We start from the raw sequence: 22898 nt of genomic DNA on the forward strand, positions 1-22898 counted from the left end.
TTTACTGATAAAATGACAATTTAGGAAGAGGTTTAAATATTTGGAAAAAGCAAGAAACACTGAAGAAGAAAAAAAAATGGGTCAAAAGTGGGTCAAAAAAGAATATGAGGCATCCGCAACCCGCATAAACACTGGGTTTCCGGCTGATACCAGTACATTATCACCGATGATGAAAGAATACATAAAGACCAAAGAAGAGTACAGCGACTGTATCCTTTTTTACCGTCTGGGCGATTTTTATGAAATGTTCTTTGAGGATGCACTGACTGCATCCAGGGAACTGGAAATTACACTTACAGGAAAAGACTGCGGACTGGAAGAGAGAGCGCCCATGTGTGGCGTTCCTTTTCATGCTGCGGAAACTTATATCAACCGGCTGATTGAAAAGGGCTATAAGGTTGCCATCTGCGAACAGGTAGAAGATCCGAAAAAAGCCAAGGGTCTTGTTAAACGAGAGGTTGTCCGCATTGTCACACCGGGAACTACTCTGGATACCATGTCACTGGACGAGTCCAAAAACAATTATCTGATGTCCATTGTCTCCATCGGAGATCATTTTGGCTGTGCAATTGCAGATATCACAACCGGTGACTGTTTTCTCACAGAACTGGATAAACCACAGAAGCTTCTGGATGAGATCAATAAATTTACACCTGCAGAGATCATCTGCAACGACGCCTTTCTTTTAAGCGGTGTGGATGTAGCGGATCTGAAGGGGCGTCTTGGGATCTGTGTATTTGCTCTGGATCCCTGGTACTTTGACGACCAGCTGTGTCAGAAAACCCTGAAAGAGCATTTTCACGTAGGAAATCTGGAAGGTCTCGGGATCGGAGATTATGACAGCGGGATTATTGCCTCCGGTGCACTGTTCCTGTATCTGAAGGAAACACAAAAAACAGCACTTTCCCATATGGCAAGCATCCGCCCGTACTCTGCTGAAAAATATATGCTCATCGACAGCTCCAGCCGTCGTAACCTTGAGCTTGTGGAAACCATGCGCGAAAAGCAGAAAAGAGGTTCTCTTCTCTGGGTTCTGGATAAGACCAAAACCGCCATGGGTGCAAGAACCCTTCGTTCTTATGTGGAACAGCCTCTGATTGATGCAGAGGAAATTGAAAAGAGACTTGGTGCCTTGGAAGAACTGAACGCAAAACCTATGGAACGTGATGAGATCCGAGAATACTTAAATCCAATCTACGATCTGGAACGTCTGATAAGCCGTATCAGCTATAAATCCGCCAACCCAAGAGATTTGGTTTCCTTTGCCTCTTCCCTGGAAATGCTGCCGTATATAAAGCAGATCCTTGCAGAATTTAAATCTCCGCTGCTTATGCAGATCAACGAAGACATGGATCCACTGTCAGACATTACCGCTCTGATCCGTAATTCCATTGCTGATGATCCGCCCCTTGCCCAGAAGGACGGCGGTATCATTCGGGAAGGTTATAACGAAGATGTGGATAAATTCCGCCGCTCCCGGACAGATGGAAAGAAGTGGTTATCTGAATTGGAAGCAAGAGAGCGAGAACACACCGGTATTAAGAGCCTGAAGATCAAATATAACCGTGTATTCGGCTATTCCCTAGAAGTTACCAACACCTTCAAGGATCTCGTGCCGGAGAACTATATCCGCAAACAGACTCTTACCAACGCAGAGCGTTACATCACCCAGGAGCTGAAGGATCTGGAGGATCTGATCCTTGGAGCGGAAGATAAACTTTATGCATTAGAATTTGAACTGTTTTCAGATATCCGTGATCAGGTTGGAGCTGAGGTTGTCCGTATCCAGCGTACTGCAAAGGCAGTAGCGGCTCTGGATGTTTTTGCTTCCCTTGCACTGGTTGCACAGAGGAATAACTTTGTCCGGCCCAAGATCAATGAAACCGGCCTCATTGATATCCGAAATGGCCGCCACCCGGTTGTGGAACAAATGATTGAAAACGATATGTTCATTCCAAATGATACGTATCTTGACAACCACAAAAAACGCATCTCCATTATCACAGGACCGAACATGGCCGGAAAATCCACATACATGCGCCAGACAGCGCTGATCGTACTGATGGCACAGATCGGAAGCTTTGTTCCTGCGGACAGTGCGAATATCGGTGTGGTTGACCGGATCTTCACCCGTGTGGGAGCATCCGATGACCTTGCAAGCGGACAGAGTACCTTTATGGTGGAGATGACAGAGGTTGCCAACATTCTTCGTAATGCCACTTCCCGAAGTCTTCTGATCCTGGATGAGATCGGACGTGGAACCAGTACCTTTGACGGTCTTTCCATTGCCTGGGCAGTGATCGAACACATCAGCAATACCAAACTCTGCGGCGCCAAGACCTTATTTGCGACCCATTATCATGAGCTTACCGAACTGGAAGGTAAGCTTTCCGGTGTCAACAACTACTGTATCGCTGTCAAGGAAAAAGGCGACGACATCGTATTTCTGCGTAAGATCGTAAAAGGCGGAGCAGATAAAAGCTATGGTATCCAGGTAGCCAAGCTTGCCGGAGTTCCGGATTCCGTGATCCAGCGTGCCAAGGAACTGGTAGAGGAGCTCAGTGATGCAGATATCACCGCAGCTGTAAAAGATCTGACCGCTCCAAAGAAAAAGCAGAAAATCACCTACGATCAGGTAGATATGGCACAGATGTCACTGTTTGACACGGTACAGGACAATGATATCATTGAAGAGATCAAAAACCTGGAGATTGGAAATCTGACACCAATGGAAGCTTTGAATATTCTCTATAACCTGCAGAACAAAATTAAGAACCGGTGGTGATACCCTTGAAAAAAATTGCAGTTTTAGACCAGAATACCATTGATAAGATCGCAGCAGGAGAGGTCGTAGAGCGCCCCTCCTCTGTTGTAAAAGAGCTTGTGGAAAATGCCATTGACGCAGGTGCTACCGCTATTACTGTGGAGATCACAGACGGTGGAAAAAAGCTGATCCGTATCACGGATAATGGCTCCGGAATGGATGCAGAGCAGGTTCCGCTTGCTTTTCTCCGCCATGCCACAAGTAAAATTGAAAAGGTAGAAGACCTGACCCACATTGCCTCTCTTGGCTTCCGTGGTGAAGCACTTTCTAGTATTGCCGCTGTCTCCCAGGTGGAGCTGATCACAAAGACGCCTTCCGGGATCAGTGGTACCCGTTATGTGATCGAAGGCGGAAAAGAACAGTCTCTGGAGGAAATGGGGGCACCCGAGGGAACAACCTTTCTAATTCGAAACCTCTTTTACAATACACCTGCAAGAAGCAAATTCCTGAAATCCGATATGACAGAAGCCGGTTACATCAATACTCTGATGGAGCAGCTGGCGCTTTCCCATCCGGAAATCTCCTTTAAATATATCCAGAACCGTCAGGTGAAGCTTTCCAGTTCCGGAAACTACAGTGTAAAAGATGTGATCTACAGTGTTTACGGACGTGAGATTGCCAAGGCGCTTCTGGATGTTTCCTATGAAAATGATTTCATGAAGATCGAGGGCTTTGTGGGGAAACCGGAGATTTCCAGAGGAAACCGTACTTTTGAGAATTATTATATCAATGGCAGGTATGTTAAAAACAAGATCATTACCAAAGCCATTGAGGACGGATATAAGGGACTTGTCATGCAGCATAAATTTCCGTTTGTCTCCCTTCGGATCGAAATGGATGGCAATGACCTGGATGTTAATGTGCATCCCGCAAAGAGAGAGGTGCGTTTTGCCAGAGAAACCGAAGTTTATACTGCCATTTATGAAACTGTCCGCAAGGCATTGACCCACAGAGAATTGATTCCTCAGGTATCTGTGGGAAAAGACGAACCGACATCCCGCAAAGAACAGATAAAGCCAGGAAATATTCCGGAGCCTTTTGAAGTAAAACGGCGGCAGGAGATGTACGGTCACCCGAACCGGACGGCAAATATAGCTTCCCATACTGCACCGGCAGCTTCTGAAGTACGTACAACGCCGGTTCCATCGATGCCTTATGATAAGTCGACAAATGGTACCGCCTCCTATGGCTCAGCTGAAACAGCTCACAGTTCTTCAGCTTCTTCTGCAGATAAATACAAGCATGTGGATTCTCTGCGGGAAAACCCCGTATATGGATCGCAGCCTTTTACAAAAGAAGAAGAGGAAATGTTTTCCGGAACATTAAAAGATGGAAGAAATGAAAATTCCGCTGCAGAAACAGCAGATTCTGAAGTGATTTCTGAAAAGCCTGCTGAATCGGCACCTCCTGAGGTAGACAACGAACCGATCAAATCTCAGGAACAGGAACCGCCAAAACAGCTGGAACTGTTTGAAGAACGGCTTCTTGCTCCTGAATCCAGAAGCCGCCACAGGCTGATCGGACAGCTGTTTGACACCTACTGGCTGGTACAGTTCGAGGATAATTTTTATATCATTGACCAGCATGCTGCTCATGAAAAAGTATATTATGAGCGATTCGTAAAGCTGTTTCAGTCTCAGAACATCCAGTCCCAGTATGTAAGCCCGCCGCTGATCGTTTCACTCAGCCTTGAGGAAGAAAACCTTCTGAAAGCAAACGAAAAGTATTTCCGGGATTTCGGTTTTGAGATCGAGCCTTTTGGCGGAAGAGAGTACAGCATCAGTGCGGTTCCATCCAGTCTTCTAGGGATGACAGAGGAAGAACTGTTTCTGGAAATGCTGGACCATCTTAACGCAGACGGTTCCAAAGATGCCTTTGAACTTTTTACCGCAAGGCTTGCGACCATGGCCTGCAAAGCTGCTGTAAAAGGCAATCATTCCATGTCCTCCCAGGAAGCCGACAAGCTGATCGATGAACTTCTGACACTGGAAAATCCATATAACTGTCCTCACGGAAGGCCAACCATCATTGCCATGAGTAAGACAGAGATTGAAAAAAAATTCAAACGTATCGTTTAAGATACCTATTATAAACGGAGGAAATATATGAAAAAACCTCTTATCGTCCTTACCGGCCCTACTGCCGTGGGAAAAACAAAACTTTCCATTGCCCTTGCAAAAGCAGTAAACGGAGAGATCATTTCCGCGGATTCCATGCAGGTTTACCGCCACATGAATATCGGTTCCGCCAAGATCACACCAGAAGAAATGGATGGTGTTCCCCATCATCTGGTGGACGTGCTGGAGCCCACAGAGGATTTTAATATCGTTCTTTTTCAGCAGATGGCAAAAGAAGCCATGGACAAAATTTACGCCAAAGGCCGGATCCCGATCCTGGTAGGTGGTACAGGATTTTATATTCAGTCCGTAACCAGAGACATTGATTTTACCAGTTCCAACCAGGATGACCATTACCGGAGGGAGCTGGAAGAACTGGCAGAGCAGAAAGGCCCTTCATTTCTCCACGACATGCTTGCCAAGGTTGATCCAAAATCAGCCAAAGATATCCATGAGAACAATGTCAAGCGTGTGATCCGTGCCCTGGAATTTTATAAACAGAACGGTACCCGGATCTCCGAACATAATGAAGAGCAGAAGGAGCATACCAGCCCTTATGCCCTGGCCTATTTTGTCCTGAACGCACCACGTCCCCTTCTCTACGAACGCATTGACACAAGAGTGGATGAAATGCTGAAAAACGGACTGGTAGAAGAAGTAAAAAAACTTCGTGAGATGGGTTGTCACAGAGGAATGGTTTCCATGCAGGGACTGGGCTATAAAGAAATTCTGGACTGGATGGACGAAGAATACTCTTACGAGGAAGCCGTCCGTATCCTGAAACGTGACACCAGACATTTTGCCAAACGCCAGCTTACCTGGTTTCGAAGAGAAGGCGAGGTAACCTGGGTAGATAAAGATAACTTTGATTACGATGACAGCAGGATTCTTTCCTATATGCTTTCTGTATGCAGGGAAAAAGGAATCCTGCCTGCCAAATAAAATAAAAAAGGAAAAATGATCATGAAAGAATTATATGCACAGCTTGGAATTTCTTCCGCAGTTTATGATTTCGGTAAAACTGTAGAAGATTCCCTGAAAGAACGTTTTGAAAAATTTGATAAAACTGCAGAGTACAACCAGATGAAGGTTATCCATGCCATGCAGAAAAACCGTGTTAGTGAAGCATGTTTCGGAGCTTCCTCCGGTTATGGCTATAATGATCTTGGACGTGAGACCCTGGAGCAGGTCTATGCGGATACGTTCCACACAGAAGCCTGCCTGGTCCGCCCGCAGATTACCTGTGGAACCCACGCACTTGCCATTGCACTGTTTGGAAACTTACGCCCGGGCGATGAGCTTCTTTCCCCTGTAGGAAAACCATATGATACCCTGGAAGAAGTCATCGGAATCCGTCCGTCCAATGGTTCTCTTGCGGAATATGGCGTAAAATACCGTCAGGTAGATCTTCTTGAGGACGGTACCTTTGATTACGAAAACATCAAAAAAGCAGTCAATGAAAAAACAAAACTGGTAACCATCCAGCGTTCCAAAGGCTATCAGACCCGTCCTTCTTTCTCTGTGAAACAGATCGGTGAGCTGATCGCTTTTGTAAAGAAGATCAAACCGGATGTAATCTGTATGGTAGATAACTGCTACGGAGAGTTCGTAGATACCATCGAGCCAAGTGATGTAGGTGCGGATATCATGGTGGGTTCCCTGATCAAAAATCCAGGCGGTGGTCTGGCACCTATCGGCGGATATATCGCAGGAAGAAAAGACTGTGTGGAAAATGCCTCCTACCGTATGACCTGCCCGGGACTGGGCATGGAAGTCGGTGCAACTCTTGGTGTAAACCGTTCTCTGTATCAGGGATTTTTCCTTGCACCGATGGTCACTAAAGGAGCTTTAAAGGGCGCTGTTTTTGCAGCGAACATTTATGAAAAGCTTGGTTTCCCGGTAGTTCCAAACAGCACAGAACCACGTCAGGATATCATCCAGGCGGTCACCCTCGGAACACCAGAGGGTCTTGTAGCATTCTGTCAGGGTATCCAGGCTGCTGCACCGGTAGACAGCTTTGTGACACCGGAGCCGTGGGATATGCCGGGATATGACAGTCAGGTGATCATGGCAGCAGGTGCTTTCATCCAGGGTTCTTCCATTGAGCTTTCTGCCGATGGCCCCATGAAACCTCCTTATGCAGTTTATTTCCAGGGTGGTCTTACCTGGGAGCATGCAAAGCTGGGAATCCTGAAATCTCTTCAGTATATGGTTGATAAGGAACTTGTGAGATTATGAAAAAATCCGAAGGACCGGACTTAAAAAAACAGATCTTTGTCGTAGGAGCCGGTGCTTCCGGTCTTATGGCAGCTATTCAGGCTGCTGTAAACGGAGCTGCAGTTACGGTTCTGGAACAAAATGACCGTCCCGGCAGAAAAATCTGTGCTACGGGAAATGGCCGTTGTAATATGACGAACCTGAATCAGGATGAAAACGCTTACCGGGGATCTCATCCTGAATTTGCCAAAGATGCTCTGGCACAGTTTCCTGTGGAAAAAACTCTGAAATTCTTTCAGGAATTGGGAATCTGTACCACAGACCGCAACGGATGGATCTATCCCCGAAGCAACCAGGCACAGAGTGTAGTAGATGTTCTTGTCATGAAGGCACGCAGCCTGAAGGTAAAGCTGAAAACCAATCAGACTGTTACCGACGTGTCTTTTGCAGACGGACAGTGGAAGATCCATACGGACGGATGGACCTACAGTGGTGATGCCGTGATCCTTGCAAATGGTTCCCGTGCTTCTTCCGTTGCAGGTTCCTGCGAAAGCGGATACGAAATTGCAAAAAGTCTTGGACATCATCTGATCGAACCCCTTCCAGCTCTGACAGCTCTGAAATGTAAGGGGAATTCTTTTTCCGGCTGGAGTGGTGTACGAACAGAAGGGACGATAACACTTTATATAGACGGCACACCGACAGTCTCCCAGCAGGGAGAGCTGCAGCTTACTGATTACGGTGTATCCGGGATCCCGGTATTCCAGATTTCCCGCTATGCTATCCGTGCCGTCCATGAAAACAAAAATGTGGAGCTTTCCATAAATTTTTTTCCGGAACTGAACCGGAAAGAGCTGGAAGAATACCTGGAGCACAGAAAAGCAGCCTGCCCTTACAAAACAGAAAAAGAACTTCTCATCGGACTTTTTCCTGAAAAACTGATCCGTGTTTTATGTGCACAGAAGGATCTTATCCGCGGGATCACCGATTTTCGTCTCCCGGTAAAAAACGGCCTTTCCTTTGAACAGGCACAGGTTTGTTCCGGTGGAGTGGATACGTCTGAAGTTCACAGCAAAACCATGGAGTCCAGACTTCATAAAGGTCTTTATTTTGCCGGAGAGCTCCTTGACATTGACGGTACCTGCGGAGGCTATAACCTGCAGTGGGCATGGTCAAGCGGAGCTGCCGCCGGTATCTGGGCAGCAAAGGAGGAAGAAAAATGATCCGGATCACACAGCTGAAGCTTCCCATCACCCATACAGAAGAGCAGCTTCACCGAAAAATAGCAAAAATGCTTCGTCTTGGAAATCAGCCGTTCACCTATGAGATCCGAAAACAATCTCTGGATGCCCGGCACAAAGAGGAAAAAAAATTTGTCTACACTGTAGATATTAAACTGGATAACGAATCCCGTGTCCTCAAAAAGGTTCACGATAAAAATATTATGTTAACCTCTGAGAAAAAATATCATTTTCCCTCATCTGGCTCTGAAACTCTGTCCCATCGTCCTGTAGTGATCGGAAGCGGACCTGCAGGATTATTCTGTGCCTGGTACCTGGCCAAAGCCGGGTACTGTCCACTGGTACTGGAACGGGGAGAAGAAGCAGACAAACGACAGGAAACCGTGGAAAATTTCTGGAAAAACGGCATCCTGGATCCGGATTCCAATGTACAGTTCGGAGAGGGCGGTGCAGGGACTTTTTCCGATGGAAAGCTGAACACTCTGGTAAAAGATACTTTTGGAAGAGGAAGGGAGGTTCTTTCCCGATTTGTGGAGGCAGGAGCTCCTTCTGAGATCCTTTACCAGCAAAAGCCTCATCTTGGCACAGATCAGCTTGTAGGTATCGTTCAGTTTATGCGTCATCAGATTGAAGAAATGGGCGGGGAATTCCGTTTTCGTTCCACAGTAACTGATCTGATAATCCGTGACCGGAAGCTTAACGCAGTCATTGTCAATGCAAAAGAGGAAATACCGGCAGAAATCTGTATTCTTGCTCCCGGCCACAGCGCCAGAGATACATTTGCCATGCTGGATAAACACAATATAAATATGGAGCCGAAATCTTTTGCGGTGGGGGTACGCGTGGAGCATCCGCAGACCATGATCAACCAGGATCTTTACGGAGAACCGGAAAACGACCGTCTGGGTGCAGCCAGCTACAAGGTTACCCATACACTGGAAAACGGACGTGGCGTTTATTCTTTCTGTATGTGTCCCGGCGGATATGTTGTAAATGCATCTTCTGAAGAAGATATGCTTGCAGTGAATGGTATGAGCTATCAGGCACGTGACAGTCATAATGCCAACAGTGCTATCATCGTTACGGTAAACCCTTCTGATTTTCCTGAAGAGGGAGTTCTCGGCGGAATCGCTCTGCAGAGAAAACTGGAGCGCGCTGCCTGGGAAGCCGGAAACGGAAAAATCCCGGTACAGCTTTTCAAAGATTACTGTACACATCAGAAAAGTACCAGGCTTGGAGATGTGATCCCCTGTATCAAAGGAGCTTATACACTTACCGATGTCCGCAGTATTTTCCCGAAAGAGATCGGCGATTCCATTGAAGCAGGAATCCATGCTTTTGGAAAAAAGCTTTCCGGTTTTGACCGGCCGGATGCATTGCTGGAAGGAGTAGAAAGCCGTACCTCTTCTCCTGTACGGATCGTTCGGGAACCGAAAAAGCTCACTTCCAATATAGAAGGGATCTACCCCTGCGGAGAGGGCGCCGGTTACGCCGGAGGCATTACATCCGCAGCGATGGACGGGATCAAGGTGGCAGAAGCAGTCGCTTCCGTTTATGCCCTGCCTGTAAACAAAATATGAAAAAAGTGGAAATTTCCGGGATAGAGTGTACATCCCTGCTTTTTTATGCTAAAATAACTTCTGCAATTTTGCATCCCCTTCTTCGAGAGCGAAAAGGGAAATCATATGAAAGATACTATAATGGAAATGCCAGATTATCAGCGCCCGTATGAGAAATGTCTGCGGGAAGGAGAACAGTCCTTAAGCGATCGAGAGCTTCTTGCCGTGATTCTGCGCTGTGGCGTACAGGGATCCAGTTCCCTGACTCTGGCAGATAAAATCCTGAATTTATCGAAACAGACCGGATACAGTGGCCTGCTTGGACTGTTTCATATTTCCATTCAGGAACTGATGAAGATCCATGGGATCGGTAAGGTAAAAGCCGTACAGCTGAAATGTATCGGGGAACTTTCCAAGCGTATGGCAACCGCAGCTGCAAAACCGGAATTGTCTTTTCACCATCCGGTAACCATTGCGAAATATTATATGGAGCGGCTCCGGCATGAAGAACAGGAATTGCTTTACTGCATGATGCTGGACGGACATAACCATTTGTCGGGTGAACAGCTTTTAAGCCGCGGTACAGTCAATGCCACACTGATCACACCAAGAGAAGTCTTTGTAGAAGCTGCAAAATATCGTGCGGTGAACCTGATCCTGGTCCACAATCATCCGGGTGGTGATCCATCCCCCAGTCAGGCTGATCTGGATGTTACGGAACGGATTTATCATTGCGGTGAACTCCTCGGCATCCATCTTCTGGATCATATCATCATCGGTGATCACAGGTATGTCAGTTTCCGCGAAAAAGGGATTTTTGATGAATATACTTAAGTGAAGGGACGGATTTATGCTTTTTAGAAATAATTACGGAGTAGACCTTGGAAGCAGCTCTGTAAAAGTCTATTCATTTTTCAGAAACAAAAGTTACATAGAAAAGAACATGGTAGCCTACAGAGGACGCCGGATCCTTGCCATAGGGAACGAAGCTTATGAAATGTTTGAAAAATCACCTGCGGATATTTCCGTAAATTCTCCCATGGCTTTCGGTATGCTGGCAAATCTGGAATTGCAGGAGATCGTCCTTTACAGCATGATAAAAAAGATCGATCATACATCCGGTCTCGGAGCAGACATGTATTTTTCCGTGCCACTTGATATGACGGCTATCGAAAAGAGAGCATATTATTATCTGGTCAATGGCCACTGGCTGCGAAAAAACCGTGTTTTTATGGTGGAGTCCCCTATTGCAGATGCCATTGCCATGGGAATCGACCCTGAAAAGAATCAGGGAAGCATGATCGTAAACATCGGTGCACAGAGCACAGCGTTTTCCATCATAACCGACGGCAAGATCATCATTAGCCGTAAGATCCCCATCGGAGGCAGACAGATGAACGAATCTATCTGCAGCGAGATCCGAAAACATTATAATCTTCAGATTGGAACACGAACTGCAAAACGTCTGAAAGTAGTTATGGGAAGACTGAACGATCAGAAAAAAGAAGCCCGAAAAGTAGTCGGGATCGACAGTATTTCCGGACTTCCACGAGAAGAAGTTATTTCTGCCTACGTTGTTAATGAGGGGATCGCCAACTGTGTGAACCAGATCGCAGCAGAGATGAAATCTTTTCTGGAACGTACCCCGCCACAGATCGCTTATCATATTGCAAAAGAGGGCATTTATCTGACCGGCGGCAGTACACGGCTGCCTTATATAGATAACTATCTGGCTAGCTATACAGGATTTGCCTTTAATCTTTCTGATCTGTATGAAACTTCTGCAGCATACGGCCTGGAAAAAATCATCCGCGACAGAAACCTGCGCAAATGGGCCCAGCCGGTAAAGCAGAAAAAACTGTAAAGGGGCATATATAATGAAAAACATCCGAAAAAAAGTGCGTTTTCATTTTAATTTAAAAAGTAAACATCTTCTGGTAATCATGACACTTTTCTGTGGAAGCTGCATTGTAGCTACAGCAGCCTCCGGAACCTCTTCCGCACCACTTCAGGAGGCCGCCGGTTTTCTTATCGTTCCCTTTGAAAAGGGGATCGCCGGTGTCAGTGATATATTTGGAAATGTAAAAAACAATCTTCGTGACAAACAGGACGTGCTTCAGGAAAACGAAGAGCTGAAAAGTCAGATCAACAGTCTTACGGAGCAAAACAACATCCTGATCCAGGACCAGACAGAGCTCACACGCCTGAAGGAACTTTACGATCTTGATCAGGAATATACCGACTATCCCAAGGTTGCCGCAAGGATAATCTCCAAAGATCCCGGAAACTGGTATGATACCTTTATGATCAACAAAGGCAGTAATAACGGGATCCGGGTTGATAACAACGTGATCGCCGGAAAGGGTCTTGTGGGTATTGTCACAGAAGTGGGACCTTCCTGGGCTACTGTCCGTTCCATCATCGATGACAGCAGCAATGTCAGTGCTATGGCAGTCAGTACCTCCGACAACTGCGTTGTCACCGGAGATCTGAAACTGATCGATGAAGGTAAATTAAGCTTTGAGCAGCTTTACGATCAGGATAACAAGGTAACAGTCGGAGAACGTATTGTCACATCAAATATCAGTGAAAAATATGTGGAAGGACTGTTTATTGGTTATGTCAGTGAGATCCAACAGGATCCCAATAACCTGACAAAAACAGGTACGATCGTTACACCGGTTGATTTCGGTCATCTGAAAGATGTATTTGTGATCACCACCAATAAACAGGACGCGATAGACAAATCGGAGGATGCGTCCAATGAAAAATAGGATTATATTATTTATCACTATCATTGTCTGTTTTCTCCTTCAGTGCACAGTAATGGACCGTATTTCCATTGGATCCATCACTCCAAATCTGCTTCTGATCCTGTGTGTATCCATGGGACTTATGCGTGGAAGAAAAGTCGGTCTGTGGACTGGATTTTTTTCCGGGCTTTTTGTCGATCTCTTTTATGGATCATTGTTTGGATTTTATGCACTGATCTATATGTATATAGGTTTTATCAGCGGCTATGCATTCCGCAGTTTTTATGATGATGATCTGAAAGTTCCGCTTTTTCTTGTAGCAGGAACAGATCTTCTTTATAATCTGGCTGTGTATGGCCTCCAGTTTCTGCTCAGAGGCCGTCTTGGATTCTGGACCTACATATATAGGATCATTATCCCCGAAATTGTATATACGGTTTTTCTCACCATCATCGTATACCGGGTATTTTACTGGATCAACTACCACTTAATGGATACTGTAAGGAAAGAAAGTGAGTCTATTTGGGAATTAAAATAAAAAAAATCATCAAAAAAATCCGTCTGAAACGTACTACAGTTCTTGTGATCGTATTTATTTTTCTGTCATCTATTCTGGTCCGGCAGCTTTTCAGTCTGCAGATCATACAGGGAGAGGATTACATCAGTAAATTTCAGACACGTACCACCAAAACACGCGTGATCAAAAGCACCCGTGGTAATATTTATGACCGTAACGGCACAGTTGTCGCCTCCAATGTACTTGCATATTCTGTCACATTCGAAGATAGCGGTACATACAACAGTACCAGAGAAAAGAATCTGACTCTGAACGGTATCGCCTATCAGGTATTACAGATTCTTTCCAAAAACGGGGACAGCTTATCTGATAATTTTCATATTACCGTCAATGATCATGGAGATTATGCTTTTGATGTAGATGAAGGATTTACTCTTAACCGTTTCCGTGCGGATATTTACGGAGAAGCACAGATTGATGATCTCAGTGATGAGCAGAAAAACGCAACCGCAGCCCAGATCATGGATCATCTTACCGGAAGCAGCGGATTTTCTATCGTTCTTTACGGAAAAGATGCCTACACCCCAGAAGAACTTGCCGCACATTCTCTTCCGGAAGAACTTACTAAACAGGAAATCCTCGAAATTGCGATCATGCGCTATCAGCTGAACACCAACAGTTTCAAGAAATATATGCCGGTGACCATTGCAACAAATGTCAGTGAAAAATCTGTGGCAGCCATAAAAGAAAATCAGGCCGCTCTCCAGGGTATTGACATTGTAGAAGATTCCACCAGAAAATATGTGGACGATGAGAGTATGGCGCCAATCCTCGGTTACACAGGCCAGGCCTCTTCTGAGGAATTGGAAACCCTTCGTAAGGATAATCCTGATTATTCCAATGATGCGGTTGTTGGAAAAGCCGGAATCGAACAGTATATGGAGCTTGAACTTCAGGGAAAAGACGGAGAAGAAACGGTCACAGTTGATAATCTTGGTAAAGTCCTTGACATTGACAATTCTAAAACTGTTGATCCTGTGGCCGGAAACGATGTTTATCTGACCATTGATTCCGACTGGCAGAAGAGTATTTACCAGATCCTGGAACAGCGTGTTGCTGGTATTGTCCTCTCTAAACTGACACCGAATAAAAGCTTTGATTATGAAGCAGAGAAAGATGCAAGTAAGATCACCATCCCAATCTATGATGTATACAATGCACTGATCGCAAACAGTGTGATCGATATCAATAAATTCAGTGATGCAGATGCTTCCGACACAGAAAAAAATTTATACGTCAAATTTCAGCAAAAACAGCAACAGGTTTTTGATACAATAAGTAACAGGCTGACAGGCGACAATCCTCCAGCCTATAAGGATGAAGATACGCAGATGCAGGAATATCTTACCTATATCTGTGATGATCTTCTTACCAATACCTTGAAGGTACTGAAAAGTGATTCCATTGATACCGCAGATGAAACATACAAAGCCTGGAAAAATGACCAGAGTATCAGTCTGAAGGATTATCTGAACTACGCTGCCAGTCAGAACTGGATCGATATTTCCCAGATCTCAACCTCCGGAGAATATCTGGATTCTGAAGAGATCTATCAGGCTCTTACCGCCTATATCATTGATTACCTGAAAACAGATACAGGCTTTTCAAAGCTTCTATATAAATATATGCTTCAGGAAGACACCATCAGTGGAGAAGATCTGTGTCTTGTTCTCTATGAACAGGGCGTTCTTTCCAAAGAAGACGAGCTGTATCAGACAATGGCCTCCGGTGGTCTTGATGCCTACACCTTCATGTATCGCAAGATCGCAAATCTTGAGATCACACCGGCCCAGCTTGCGTTGGCTCCGTGCTCTGCATCTGCGGTGATCACAGATACTGCAACCGGAAATGTTCTCGCATGTGTTTCCTATCCGGGATATGATAATAATCGTCTGACCAACAATATGGATACTGATTATTATGCAAAGCTTTCCACAGATCTTTCCAGCCCGTTCTTCAACAAGGCAACACAGCAGAAGACGGCTCCAGGATCTACCTTAAAGATCTTATCTACTGTTGCCGGCATGTCTGAGGGCGTAATAGATGATGGCACATATATTGAATGTACAGGAAGCTTTGACCTTGTAACACCTCCGATCAACTGCTGGAATAAACAGGGCCACGGTTCTCTTGATATCCGTGAAGCCATTGAGCAGTCCTGTAACGTATTTTTCACTACGATTGGTTTCGAACTTGGTAAAGATTCCGAAGGTAATTTTTCTGAAGCCAGAAGTCTTGGAATGCTTCAGAAATATGCTTCCCTTATGGGATTGGATCAGAAAACCGGCATTGAAATTTCCGAGGCTTCTCCGCAGGTTTCTGACAAAAACGCCGTCCCTTCCTATATTGGACAGGGTACCAATGCGTTTACGACCAGCCAGCTTGCACGTTATGCGTCAACGATCGCCACTTCCGGTACGATCTATAAGCTTTCCCTTCTGGACCGTGTGACGGATTCCAAAGGAAAACTTATAAAGGAATATCCTTCCGAAACAGCTGGACAGTTGGATCTTTCCAGCAATATCTGGGATGACATCCATGACGGTATGTATCGTGTGGTGCAGACTCATGATCAGTTTAACGGACTTGGAGTTGAAGTAGCAGGAAAAACCGGTACTGCCGAGATTGACTATTATCATCCGAACAATGCACTTTTTATCGGATATGCGCCTGTTTCTGATCCCAAGTACGCAATATCTGTTCGAATCGCAAACGGATATGCATCCGGTAATGCCTGCCTTGCAGCTAATGATATCTTTAAATACATTTTCGGACTTGCAGATGAAAGCACCATTCTCACTGGCTATGCAGCAAGCGATACCAGTAATGTATCGAATGACTAAACAAACTTTATGAGGATACCAGAAGTGTGGAACATTTTATAGGAGGAATCAGAAAACATGAGTGAAGTCATTGTCATTACATCTGGAAAAGGCGGTGTTGGAAAAACCACCACCGTGGCAAATATCGGGACCGGACTGGCTGCCATGGGAAAAAAGGTTGCAGTTGTAGATACCGATATCGGACTCCGAAATCTGGATGTTGTCATGGGACTGGAGAACCGTATTGTTTACAATCTGGTTGATGTGATCAATGGGAGCTGCCGCCTGAAACAGGCACTGATCCGGGATCGTCGGCATTCAGAACTGTATCTTCTTCCGTCTGCCCAGACCAAGGACAAAACTGCCGTATCTCCGGAACAGATGATCAAGCTTACCGATGATCTCCGGGAAGAATTCGATTATGTCCTTCTGGATTGTCCGGCAGGAATTGAACAGGGATTCAAAAATGCAGTAGCCGGAGCGGACCGTGCACTGGTCGTGACCACACCGGAAGTTTCCGCGATCCGTGATGCAGACCGTATCATCGGATTGCTGGAGTCCGGAGGGCTCCGGGATATCCGGCTGATCATCAACCGGCTTCGACCTGAAATGATCGCCAGAGGTGATATGATGTCTGTAGAAGATGTGTTGGAAATCCTGGCTGTGGATCTGATCGGTGCGATCCTGGATGATGAACAAATCGTGATCTCCACAAATCAGGGAGAACCTTTATCCGGAAAAAATTCTCAGGCAGAAGAAGAGTATCGCAATATCTGCCGGAGGCTTATGGGCGAAGAAGTCCCTTATGTTACTGTCCGTCGGAAAAATGGTGTATTCCACCGTCTTGGCAGCATTTTTCGAAAATAAGAGACACTTTGCTGTCTGACATTTTTCATCACAGGAGGAATGATTATGGGATTTTTCTCCGGGAAAAACCACTCTGCAGGCTATGCACGCGACAGGATGAAGCTTCTTCTTGTATCGGAACGCATAGACTGTTCTCCACAGATGATGAAGCTTTTACGGAACGATCTGATACATGCCGTAAAAAAATACGTTGTAATTGATGAACCAGGGGTGACCATACAGATCACACAGGAACCACCTGTTCTGCATGCAGTCATACCCGTACTTAAGAAAAGAGATGCATAATTTATGATTAAACAGTATAAGCTGCGGTTTTACAATTTTCGACTGGTGACATTTCTCCTGGCGATCAGCTTTATTGGAATTCAGCTTGTAGGAACAGCTGCCGACTACCTTCGCACACGTCAGCTTCTGGGTGTGATCATCGGTGTGGTCTTTATGCTGATCCTTTCACTGATGGATTATTCCTGGCTGCTGAACTTTCAATGGATCATGTATGGATTTAATATCGTTATGCTTCTGGCTGTCCGGTTCTTCGGATCCAGCGCCAATGGTGCTGCCAGATGGGTGGATTTAGGTTTTATCCGATTCCAGCCTACCGAGCTTTCAAAGATCATTATTATCCTGTTTTTTGCCAAATTTTTTATGGATCATGAGGAAGATCTGAATACCTTAAAGACTCTGATACAATCAGCTGTCCTTCTGGTCATCCCACTGATGCTGATCTATGTACAGCCGGATATGAAAAACACCATCACCGTAACAGTTCTGTTCTGTATTCTGATCTACATCGCAGGACTTAGTTATAAGATCATCGGAGGTGTAGCCTTGATCGCGATTCCTCTGGCCATCATCTTTCTGTCCATTATCGTGCAGCCGGATCAGAAACTGATACAGGATTACCAGAGAAACCGTATCATGTCATTCCTGTATCCGGAGAACGAAGAATACGCAGATGATATTGAACAGCAGAACAACTCAAAAACAGCCATCGCCTCCGGAGAGCTTGTGGGACGTGCTTTCAGTAATGACACCAGTGTTACATCCGTAAATGATGGAAACTTTGTTTCTGAGAATCAGACCGACTTTATTTTTGCGGTGGCTGGAGAGCAGTACGGATTTATCGGCTGTACTCTGATCGTACTGCTGCTGTTTCTGATCACCTTTGAATGTATCCGTATGAGCCTGCGGGCCAAGGATCTTGCCGGTAAGATCATATGCTGCGGTGTTGGAAGCATTGTTTCCATACAGAGCTTCATCAACATCTGTGTTGCTACCGGCCTTGCGCCAAACACAGGTACTCCGCTTCCTTTTGTAAGCTATGGTCTTACTTCTCTGATCAGTCTGTTTATGGGTATGGGACTTGTTCTCAATGTAGGACTGCAGAGCAGTGCATATAATAAAGAATTACAGAAAAAAGGTCAGAAATCGGATACCTACTTTCGGAAAGAGGAATACTTATGACACGTAAAGAACCTGTAAAAACTCATGTACATTCTGGCAATCCTTCCAGAGGTCAGGATTCCCGGGCTGCACATACAGCCTCCAGGGGGACAAAAAGAACTTCCACCACGCCGTCTGACAGAACTGTTTCTGCCAGACGTAAAGCTCAGAATACACGGATGAAACGGATGCGTCGTAAAAGGATCCGCAACACCATTTTTCTCCTTCTTCTGCTGATCGTACTATGTACAGCTGGCGGTTTTGGTGTTTACATGCTGAAGGGCGGTGATTTTTCTACTCCTGCAAATTCTTTCAATGCATTCTCCGAATTTGATAATACTCTGACTTCCAAGGAAGAACAGCGCGCGGCAGGTTTCGCCCATAATCTCTGTGTTGTTACAAAAGATGTTGCTCTGGATTCTGTCAGTCTGGATGACAGCCAATCCGGTGTGCTTCTGAATCTCAGTGATAAAAAGGTACTCTATGCAAAAGGTGCCTACAACAAGGTTTATCCTGCCAGCATCACAAAGATCATGACAGCTATGCTTGCACTGAAATATGGGAACATGGATGATACAGTAACGATCTCACAGGAAAATGTTACCCTGGAATCCGGTTCTCAGGTAGCTGGTTTCCAGGCGGGAGATCAGGTTACCATGGATCAGCTTCTTCATTGTCTTCTTGTTTATTCTGCCAATGATGCAGCATCTGCCATTGCGGAACACATAGGTGGAACAACAGATAAATTTGTAGAAATGATGAACAGCTTTGCTGCAGAACTTGGCTGTACAGGAACTCACTTTACCAATCCCCATGGTCTTCAGGACGAAAATCATTATACAACGCCTTATGACATTTATCTGATGCTGAAAGAAGCCCTGAATTATCCGGAGTTTACAGACATCACACAAATGGCATCTTATACAGTTAGCTATAAGCATTCCGATGGCTCCGACGCAAGTGCTACCTTACCCGCTACAGATCATTATCTTACCGGAGAGGCAGCAACTCCTAAGGATGTCACTATCCTTGGAGGAAAAACTGGAACAACCGATAAAGCCGGTAACTGTCTCGCACTTTTAAGCCAGAATGCTTATGGGAAGCCATTTATTTCCATCGTCATGGGTGCGTCTTCAAAGGATGTTCTTTATCAGGAAATGACATCCTTGCTCCAGAACATCAACTGACAGGATTACAAACCAAAAATAAAAAAGCAAATCTGTTTGAAATTTTATTTCGCAGATTTGCTTTTTTATTCTTTTTTTACATTCAGTTAATTTCTACTGTGCCATCACTACCGGTATCTTCGGTCTCACTGCTATCAAGATCCGTATCCGAAGTACCACTGTAATCATTGTCATTGACCACTTCACCGGAGCCACTGTCCGGATCTTCATAATTGCCTGCGCCTTTGCCGGTTCCATCTGAAGATGTATCTGAAGTATCTGCTCCATTCGCTTCACTATCAGTATTGCCATCGTAAGAATTATCACCTGGATCATAAGTCGGCTCTTCCGTATAGGAATCTCCATCCCCAGTATCGTCATAAGAATACGAACTCTCGGACCCACTGCTGTAGCTGTCCTCTGTATAGATTGGAAAATCCGCATCAGAAGTTCCCTCTGATGTAGAATCTGTAACAGGCTCCGCCGCATTATTATCCGGAATAGCAGTAAGACGAGAAACCGTTCCATCCTTTGGGACGACAATATAGATTCCCAGCATCACGATACATAATGCCATGGCTAATCCGGCAATCTTCATTTCTTCCATATGTTTCATCGCTGATGATCTCCCTGTCGTTTTTTTGTATTATAGCACAGAATCACTCATATTTGTAAAACAGCCTTGTATTTCTTTTGTTTTTCTGTAACAGTTCCCGGAATTTATTTCACGATCATATAGACACACTTTCTCTGGATGTTTATAATAAATAATCATATTTATTCATAAGCTTAAAGAAAGGCGTAACATTTTATGGGCGACTGCATTACCACATACACTGGAAAACACTTTGATCCGACACATCCGGCCGAAGAGCTGATCTGCATTGAGGACATTGCACACGCGCTTTCTCTTCTATGCCGCGGAAATGGCCATGTAAGGACTTTTTTCTCCGTAGGGCAGCACTGCATCCTCTGTGCCAAAGAAGCCGAGGCACGTGGCTATTCCGGCCGTCTTATACTGGCGGCTCTTCTTCACGATGCCAGCGAATGTTATATGTCCGATGTTCCAAGACCATTTAAGAAAAGTCTTCCTGAGTATCGGAAACAGGAGGAAGCTCTTTTAAACATTATCTATCAGAAATATCTAGGATCCGGACTTTCTGCCATAGAAGAACAAAAGCTGAAGGAGATCGACAATGACCTGCTCTGGTATGACCTGAAATATCTTCTGAATGAAACACCGGACACTCCAAAACCGGTTGTCCATGTTCCGATCCAATACCGGCAATACCCTTTTTCACAGGTGGAAGAGGAATATCGGAACCTTTTTAACCAGTTGTCTGTAAAAATCTGTAAATAGATATAACAGACAAACTTTATACAATTGAAAGAAGAACCCTATATGGAACGATTGATTTTTCATGTTGATGTAAACAGTGCTTTTCTTTCCTGGGAAGCAGCAAAAAGAGTAAAGATGGGACTTCCTGATCTGAGAGACATCCCTTCCTGTATTGGCGGAGACCCCAGTAAACGTACCGGCATCGTTGTCGCCAAGTCCATTCCCGCAAAAAAATACGGGATTCAGACAGGAGAGCCCATGGCTATGGCTTTTCGCAAATGTCCGAATCTTGTGGCCGTTCCATCTGACTTTGAATTATACGATAAATGTTCCAGAGCCTTCAAAAAAATCTGTGCGTCCTATGCACCGGTAATGGAATCCTTTTCCATTGATGAGGTTTTTCTGGATATGACCGGAACCTCCTATATTTACCCGGATCCGGTGGCAACTGCCCATGAACTGAAGGATAAGATCCGTACAGAACTCGGCTTTACCGTAAATATCGGCATCTCCACCAATAAACTTCTTGCCAAAATGGCCTCTGATTTCGAAAAGCCAGATAAAGTGCATACTTTATTTCCGGAAGAAATCCCTGTAAAAATGTGGCCTCTTCCAGTGAGAGAACTCCTTTTTCTTGGCAGATCCTCCGAAAAAAAGCTGCAGGATACAGGAATCAGAACCATCGGAGATCTGGCTCATGAAAAAAAAGCAAAAATACAGGCACTTCTCGGTGAAAAGGCAGGACAGCAGTTATATCAGTATGCCCGTGGCCTGGATGACTCCCCTGTGAAAGCAAAACCTGATGAAGCAAAAGGATTCAGTCTGGAAACTACCTTTAACGATGATCTTGTCTCCCTGGAGCAGGCACTTCCGATCCTGTTGGAACAATGCGATATTCTGGCTGCCCGCATGCGCCGCAAAAAGAAAAAATGCACCTGCATTTCTGTAACCTTCCGTACCCTGGATTTTCAAAACAAATCTCATCAGACTAAACTGCCAAATGCCACCGACATCACAGAAGAGATTTACAGAAATGCCCAAAATCTCTTTCAGGAATCCTGGATGAAACAGCCACTCCGGCTCCTGGGAGTATCACTGACCGGTCTTACGGATGATTCCTTTGAACAGCTTTCCTTTTTTGAGGATACTCACAGGAAGGAACGCCAGCAGAAACTGGATGCCGCACTGGATTCAATCCGTCTGAAGTACGGAAACGACAAGGTTACCCGGGCCAGTATCATGAACAGCACTGCCCGGATCGGAAGGAAAGCAAAAGCACAGATGGAAAATGAAAGAGAGCAGTAAGACCTGATTAAAATTACCAGATTTTTTCAAAAAACCCTTGCAATTTTATTCATAATGCACTATAATTTGAAGCATATCAATAGCAATTTTATTCAAAATTATTATATGTGTCTAAGGAGGAAAACAGGATGGTTGAACTGATCGTAGGAAAGAAAGGCAAAGGAAAAACAAAAGTACTGTTAGACAAAGTAAACGGAGCTGTTAAAGACGCCAACGGCAGTATTGTTTACTTAGACAAGAGTACTAAGCACATGTATGAGCTGAACAACAAGGTCCGCCTTATCGATGTTTCCGGATTTCCGGTTAAGAATGGGGACGAATTTGTAGGATTTATCTGTGGTATCCTCTCTCAGGATCATGATCTGGAGCAGATATATCTGGACAGCTTCCTTACAACAGCCAAGCTTGAAGGAAAGGACGCAACCGAAACACTGGATCAGTTAAGTGCCATCGGTGAAACCTTCAAAGTTTCCTTTATTATCAGTATGTCTCTGGATAAAGAAGAAGTTCCGGAAGCATATCAGGATAAAATTATCTGCGCATTATAATAAAATTGAATATGAACGTCCTATTTTGTACATAAAGCATAAAAGAACGTAAATTTTTAAAGGAATCTGTCTTCAGGACGGATTCCTTTTTAACTGTAGAGGACTTTGTTTATTCTTCAT

Annotated in this window: 19 protein-coding genes; 18 read left to right on the forward strand and 1 reads right to left on the reverse strand. The window is 44.9% G+C overall.

Annotated features, from left to right (window positions below; translation table 11 throughout):
- Positions 1 to 166: 166 nt before the first annotated feature.
- The 15 genes from mutS (at position 167) to EYS05_RS16000 (ending at position 19607) form a co-directional block, all read left to right on the forward strand.
- Positions 167 to 2785 carry a DNA mismatch repair protein MutS gene (mutS, locus tag EYS05_RS15930; protein ID WP_138277754.1) on the forward strand — a complete coding sequence of 873 codons (2619 nt, stop codon included), beginning with the start codon at positions 167 to 169 and terminating at the stop codon, positions 2783 to 2785.
- A 5-nt stretch (positions 2786 to 2790) separates the two neighbouring features.
- Positions 2791 to 4902 carry a DNA mismatch repair endonuclease MutL gene (gene mutL / locus EYS05_RS15935; protein ID WP_138277534.1) on the forward strand — a complete coding sequence of 704 codons (2112 nt, stop codon included), beginning with the start codon at positions 2791 to 2793 and terminating at the stop codon, positions 4900 to 4902.
- A 27-nt stretch (positions 4903 to 4929) separates the two neighbouring features.
- The gene (gene miaA / locus EYS05_RS15940; protein ID WP_138277535.1) at positions 4930 to 5883 is read left to right on the forward strand and encodes a tRNA (adenosine(37)-N6)-dimethylallyltransferase MiaA; all 954 of its coding nucleotides are present in this window, start codon (positions 4930 to 4932) and stop codon (positions 5881 to 5883) included.
- A 21-nt stretch (positions 5884 to 5904) separates the two neighbouring features.
- Entirely contained in the window at positions 5905 to 7179 is a 1275-nt protein-coding gene (locus tag EYS05_RS15945) for a methionine gamma-lyase family protein (protein WP_138277536.1), read from the forward strand.
- Positions 7176 to 8381: an NAD(P)/FAD-dependent oxidoreductase gene (locus tag EYS05_RS15950; protein ID WP_138277537.1), complete on the forward strand. Its 1206-nt coding sequence runs from the start codon at positions 7176 to 7178 to the stop codon at positions 8379 to 8381. Before EYS05_RS15945 ends, EYS05_RS15950 begins: the two co-directional genes overlap by 4 nt.
- The gene (locus EYS05_RS15955; protein ID WP_138277538.1) at positions 8378 to 9979 is read left to right on the forward strand and encodes an NAD(P)/FAD-dependent oxidoreductase; all 1602 of its coding nucleotides are present in this window, start codon (positions 8378 to 8380) and stop codon (positions 9977 to 9979) included. The genes EYS05_RS15950 and EYS05_RS15955 overlap by 4 nt, the downstream gene beginning before the upstream one ends.
- A 105-nt stretch (positions 9980 to 10084) precedes the next feature.
- Positions 10085 to 10792 carry a RadC family protein gene (gene radC / locus EYS05_RS15960; RefSeq protein ID WP_138277539.1) on the forward strand — a complete coding sequence of 236 codons (708 nt, stop codon included), beginning with the start codon at positions 10085 to 10087 and terminating at the stop codon, positions 10790 to 10792.
- 16 nt (positions 10793 to 10808) lie between these two features.
- Positions 10809 to 11822, forward strand: a complete 1014-nt coding sequence (locus EYS05_RS15965; protein ID WP_138277540.1) for a rod shape-determining protein — start codon at positions 10809 to 10811, stop codon at positions 11820 to 11822.
- A 13-nt stretch (positions 11823 to 11835) separates the two neighbouring features.
- Entirely contained in the window at positions 11836 to 12732 is an 897-nt protein-coding gene (gene mreC, locus EYS05_RS15970; protein WP_015525123.1) for a rod shape-determining protein MreC, read from the forward strand.
- A complete protein-coding gene (gene mreD / locus EYS05_RS15975) occupies positions 12722 to 13249 on the forward strand; it encodes a rod shape-determining protein MreD (protein ID WP_021652034.1) in 528 nt (175 codons plus the stop codon). Before mreC ends, mreD begins: the two co-directional genes overlap by 11 nt.
- Positions 13234 to 16131, forward strand: a complete 2898-nt coding sequence (locus tag EYS05_RS15980) for a penicillin-binding transpeptidase domain-containing protein (RefSeq protein WP_138277541.1) — start codon at positions 13234 to 13236, stop codon at positions 16129 to 16131. The genes mreD and EYS05_RS15980 overlap by 16 nt, the downstream gene beginning before the upstream one ends.
- Before the next feature lie 57 nt (positions 16132 to 16188).
- A complete protein-coding gene (minD, locus tag EYS05_RS15985; RefSeq protein ID WP_118752708.1) occupies positions 16189 to 16977 on the forward strand; it encodes a septum site-determining protein MinD in 789 nt (262 codons plus the stop codon).
- A gap of 45 nt (positions 16978 to 17022) precedes the next feature.
- Positions 17023 to 17262: a cell division topological specificity factor MinE gene (gene minE, locus EYS05_RS15990; protein WP_015525127.1), complete on the forward strand. Its 240-nt coding sequence runs from the start codon at positions 17023 to 17025 to the stop codon at positions 17260 to 17262.
- Between the two features lie 3 nt (positions 17263 to 17265).
- The gene (locus EYS05_RS15995) at positions 17266 to 18441 is read left to right on the forward strand and encodes an FtsW/RodA/SpoVE family cell cycle protein (protein ID WP_118369262.1); all 1176 of its coding nucleotides are present in this window, start codon (positions 17266 to 17268) and stop codon (positions 18439 to 18441) included.
- On the forward strand, positions 18438 to 19607 hold the full coding sequence (locus EYS05_RS16000) for a D-alanyl-D-alanine carboxypeptidase family protein (RefSeq protein ID WP_138277542.1): 1170 nt from the start codon (positions 18438 to 18440) through the stop codon (positions 19605 to 19607). The genes EYS05_RS15995 and EYS05_RS16000 overlap by 4 nt, the downstream gene beginning before the upstream one ends.
- 82 nt (positions 19608 to 19689) lie before the next feature.
- On the opposite strand, the gene EYS05_RS16005 is transcribed toward EYS05_RS16000, so the two are convergent.
- Positions 19690 to 20202 carry a hypothetical protein gene (locus EYS05_RS16005; protein ID WP_138277543.1) on the reverse strand — a complete coding sequence of 171 codons (513 nt, stop codon included), beginning with the start codon at positions 20200 to 20202 and terminating at the stop codon, positions 19690 to 19692.
- A gap of 195 nt (positions 20203 to 20397) precedes the next feature.
- Here EYS05_RS16005 and EYS05_RS16010 point away from each other — a divergent pair, with 195 nt between their 5' ends.
- From EYS05_RS16010 to EYS05_RS16020, 3 genes are all read left to right on the forward strand, one after another.
- Positions 20398 to 20946, forward strand: a complete 549-nt coding sequence (locus EYS05_RS16010; RefSeq protein WP_118624672.1) for a hypothetical protein — start codon at positions 20398 to 20400, stop codon at positions 20944 to 20946.
- 42 nt (positions 20947 to 20988) lie between these two features.
- Positions 20989 to 22230, forward strand: a complete 1242-nt coding sequence (locus EYS05_RS16015; RefSeq protein ID WP_118624674.1) for a DNA polymerase Y family protein — start codon at positions 20989 to 20991, stop codon at positions 22228 to 22230.
- A gap of 128 nt (positions 22231 to 22358) precedes the next feature.
- Positions 22359 to 22778, forward strand: coding sequence for a twitching motility protein PilT (locus EYS05_RS16020; RefSeq protein WP_118515465.1), 420 nt, complete (start codon positions 22359 to 22361; stop codon positions 22776 to 22778).
- Positions 22779 to 22898 lie beyond the last annotated feature (120 nt).

The sequence above is a fragment of the Blautia sp. SC05B48 genome (assembly GCF_005848555.1).
Lineage (GTDB): Bacteria > Bacillota > Clostridia > Lachnospirales > Lachnospiraceae > Blautia_A.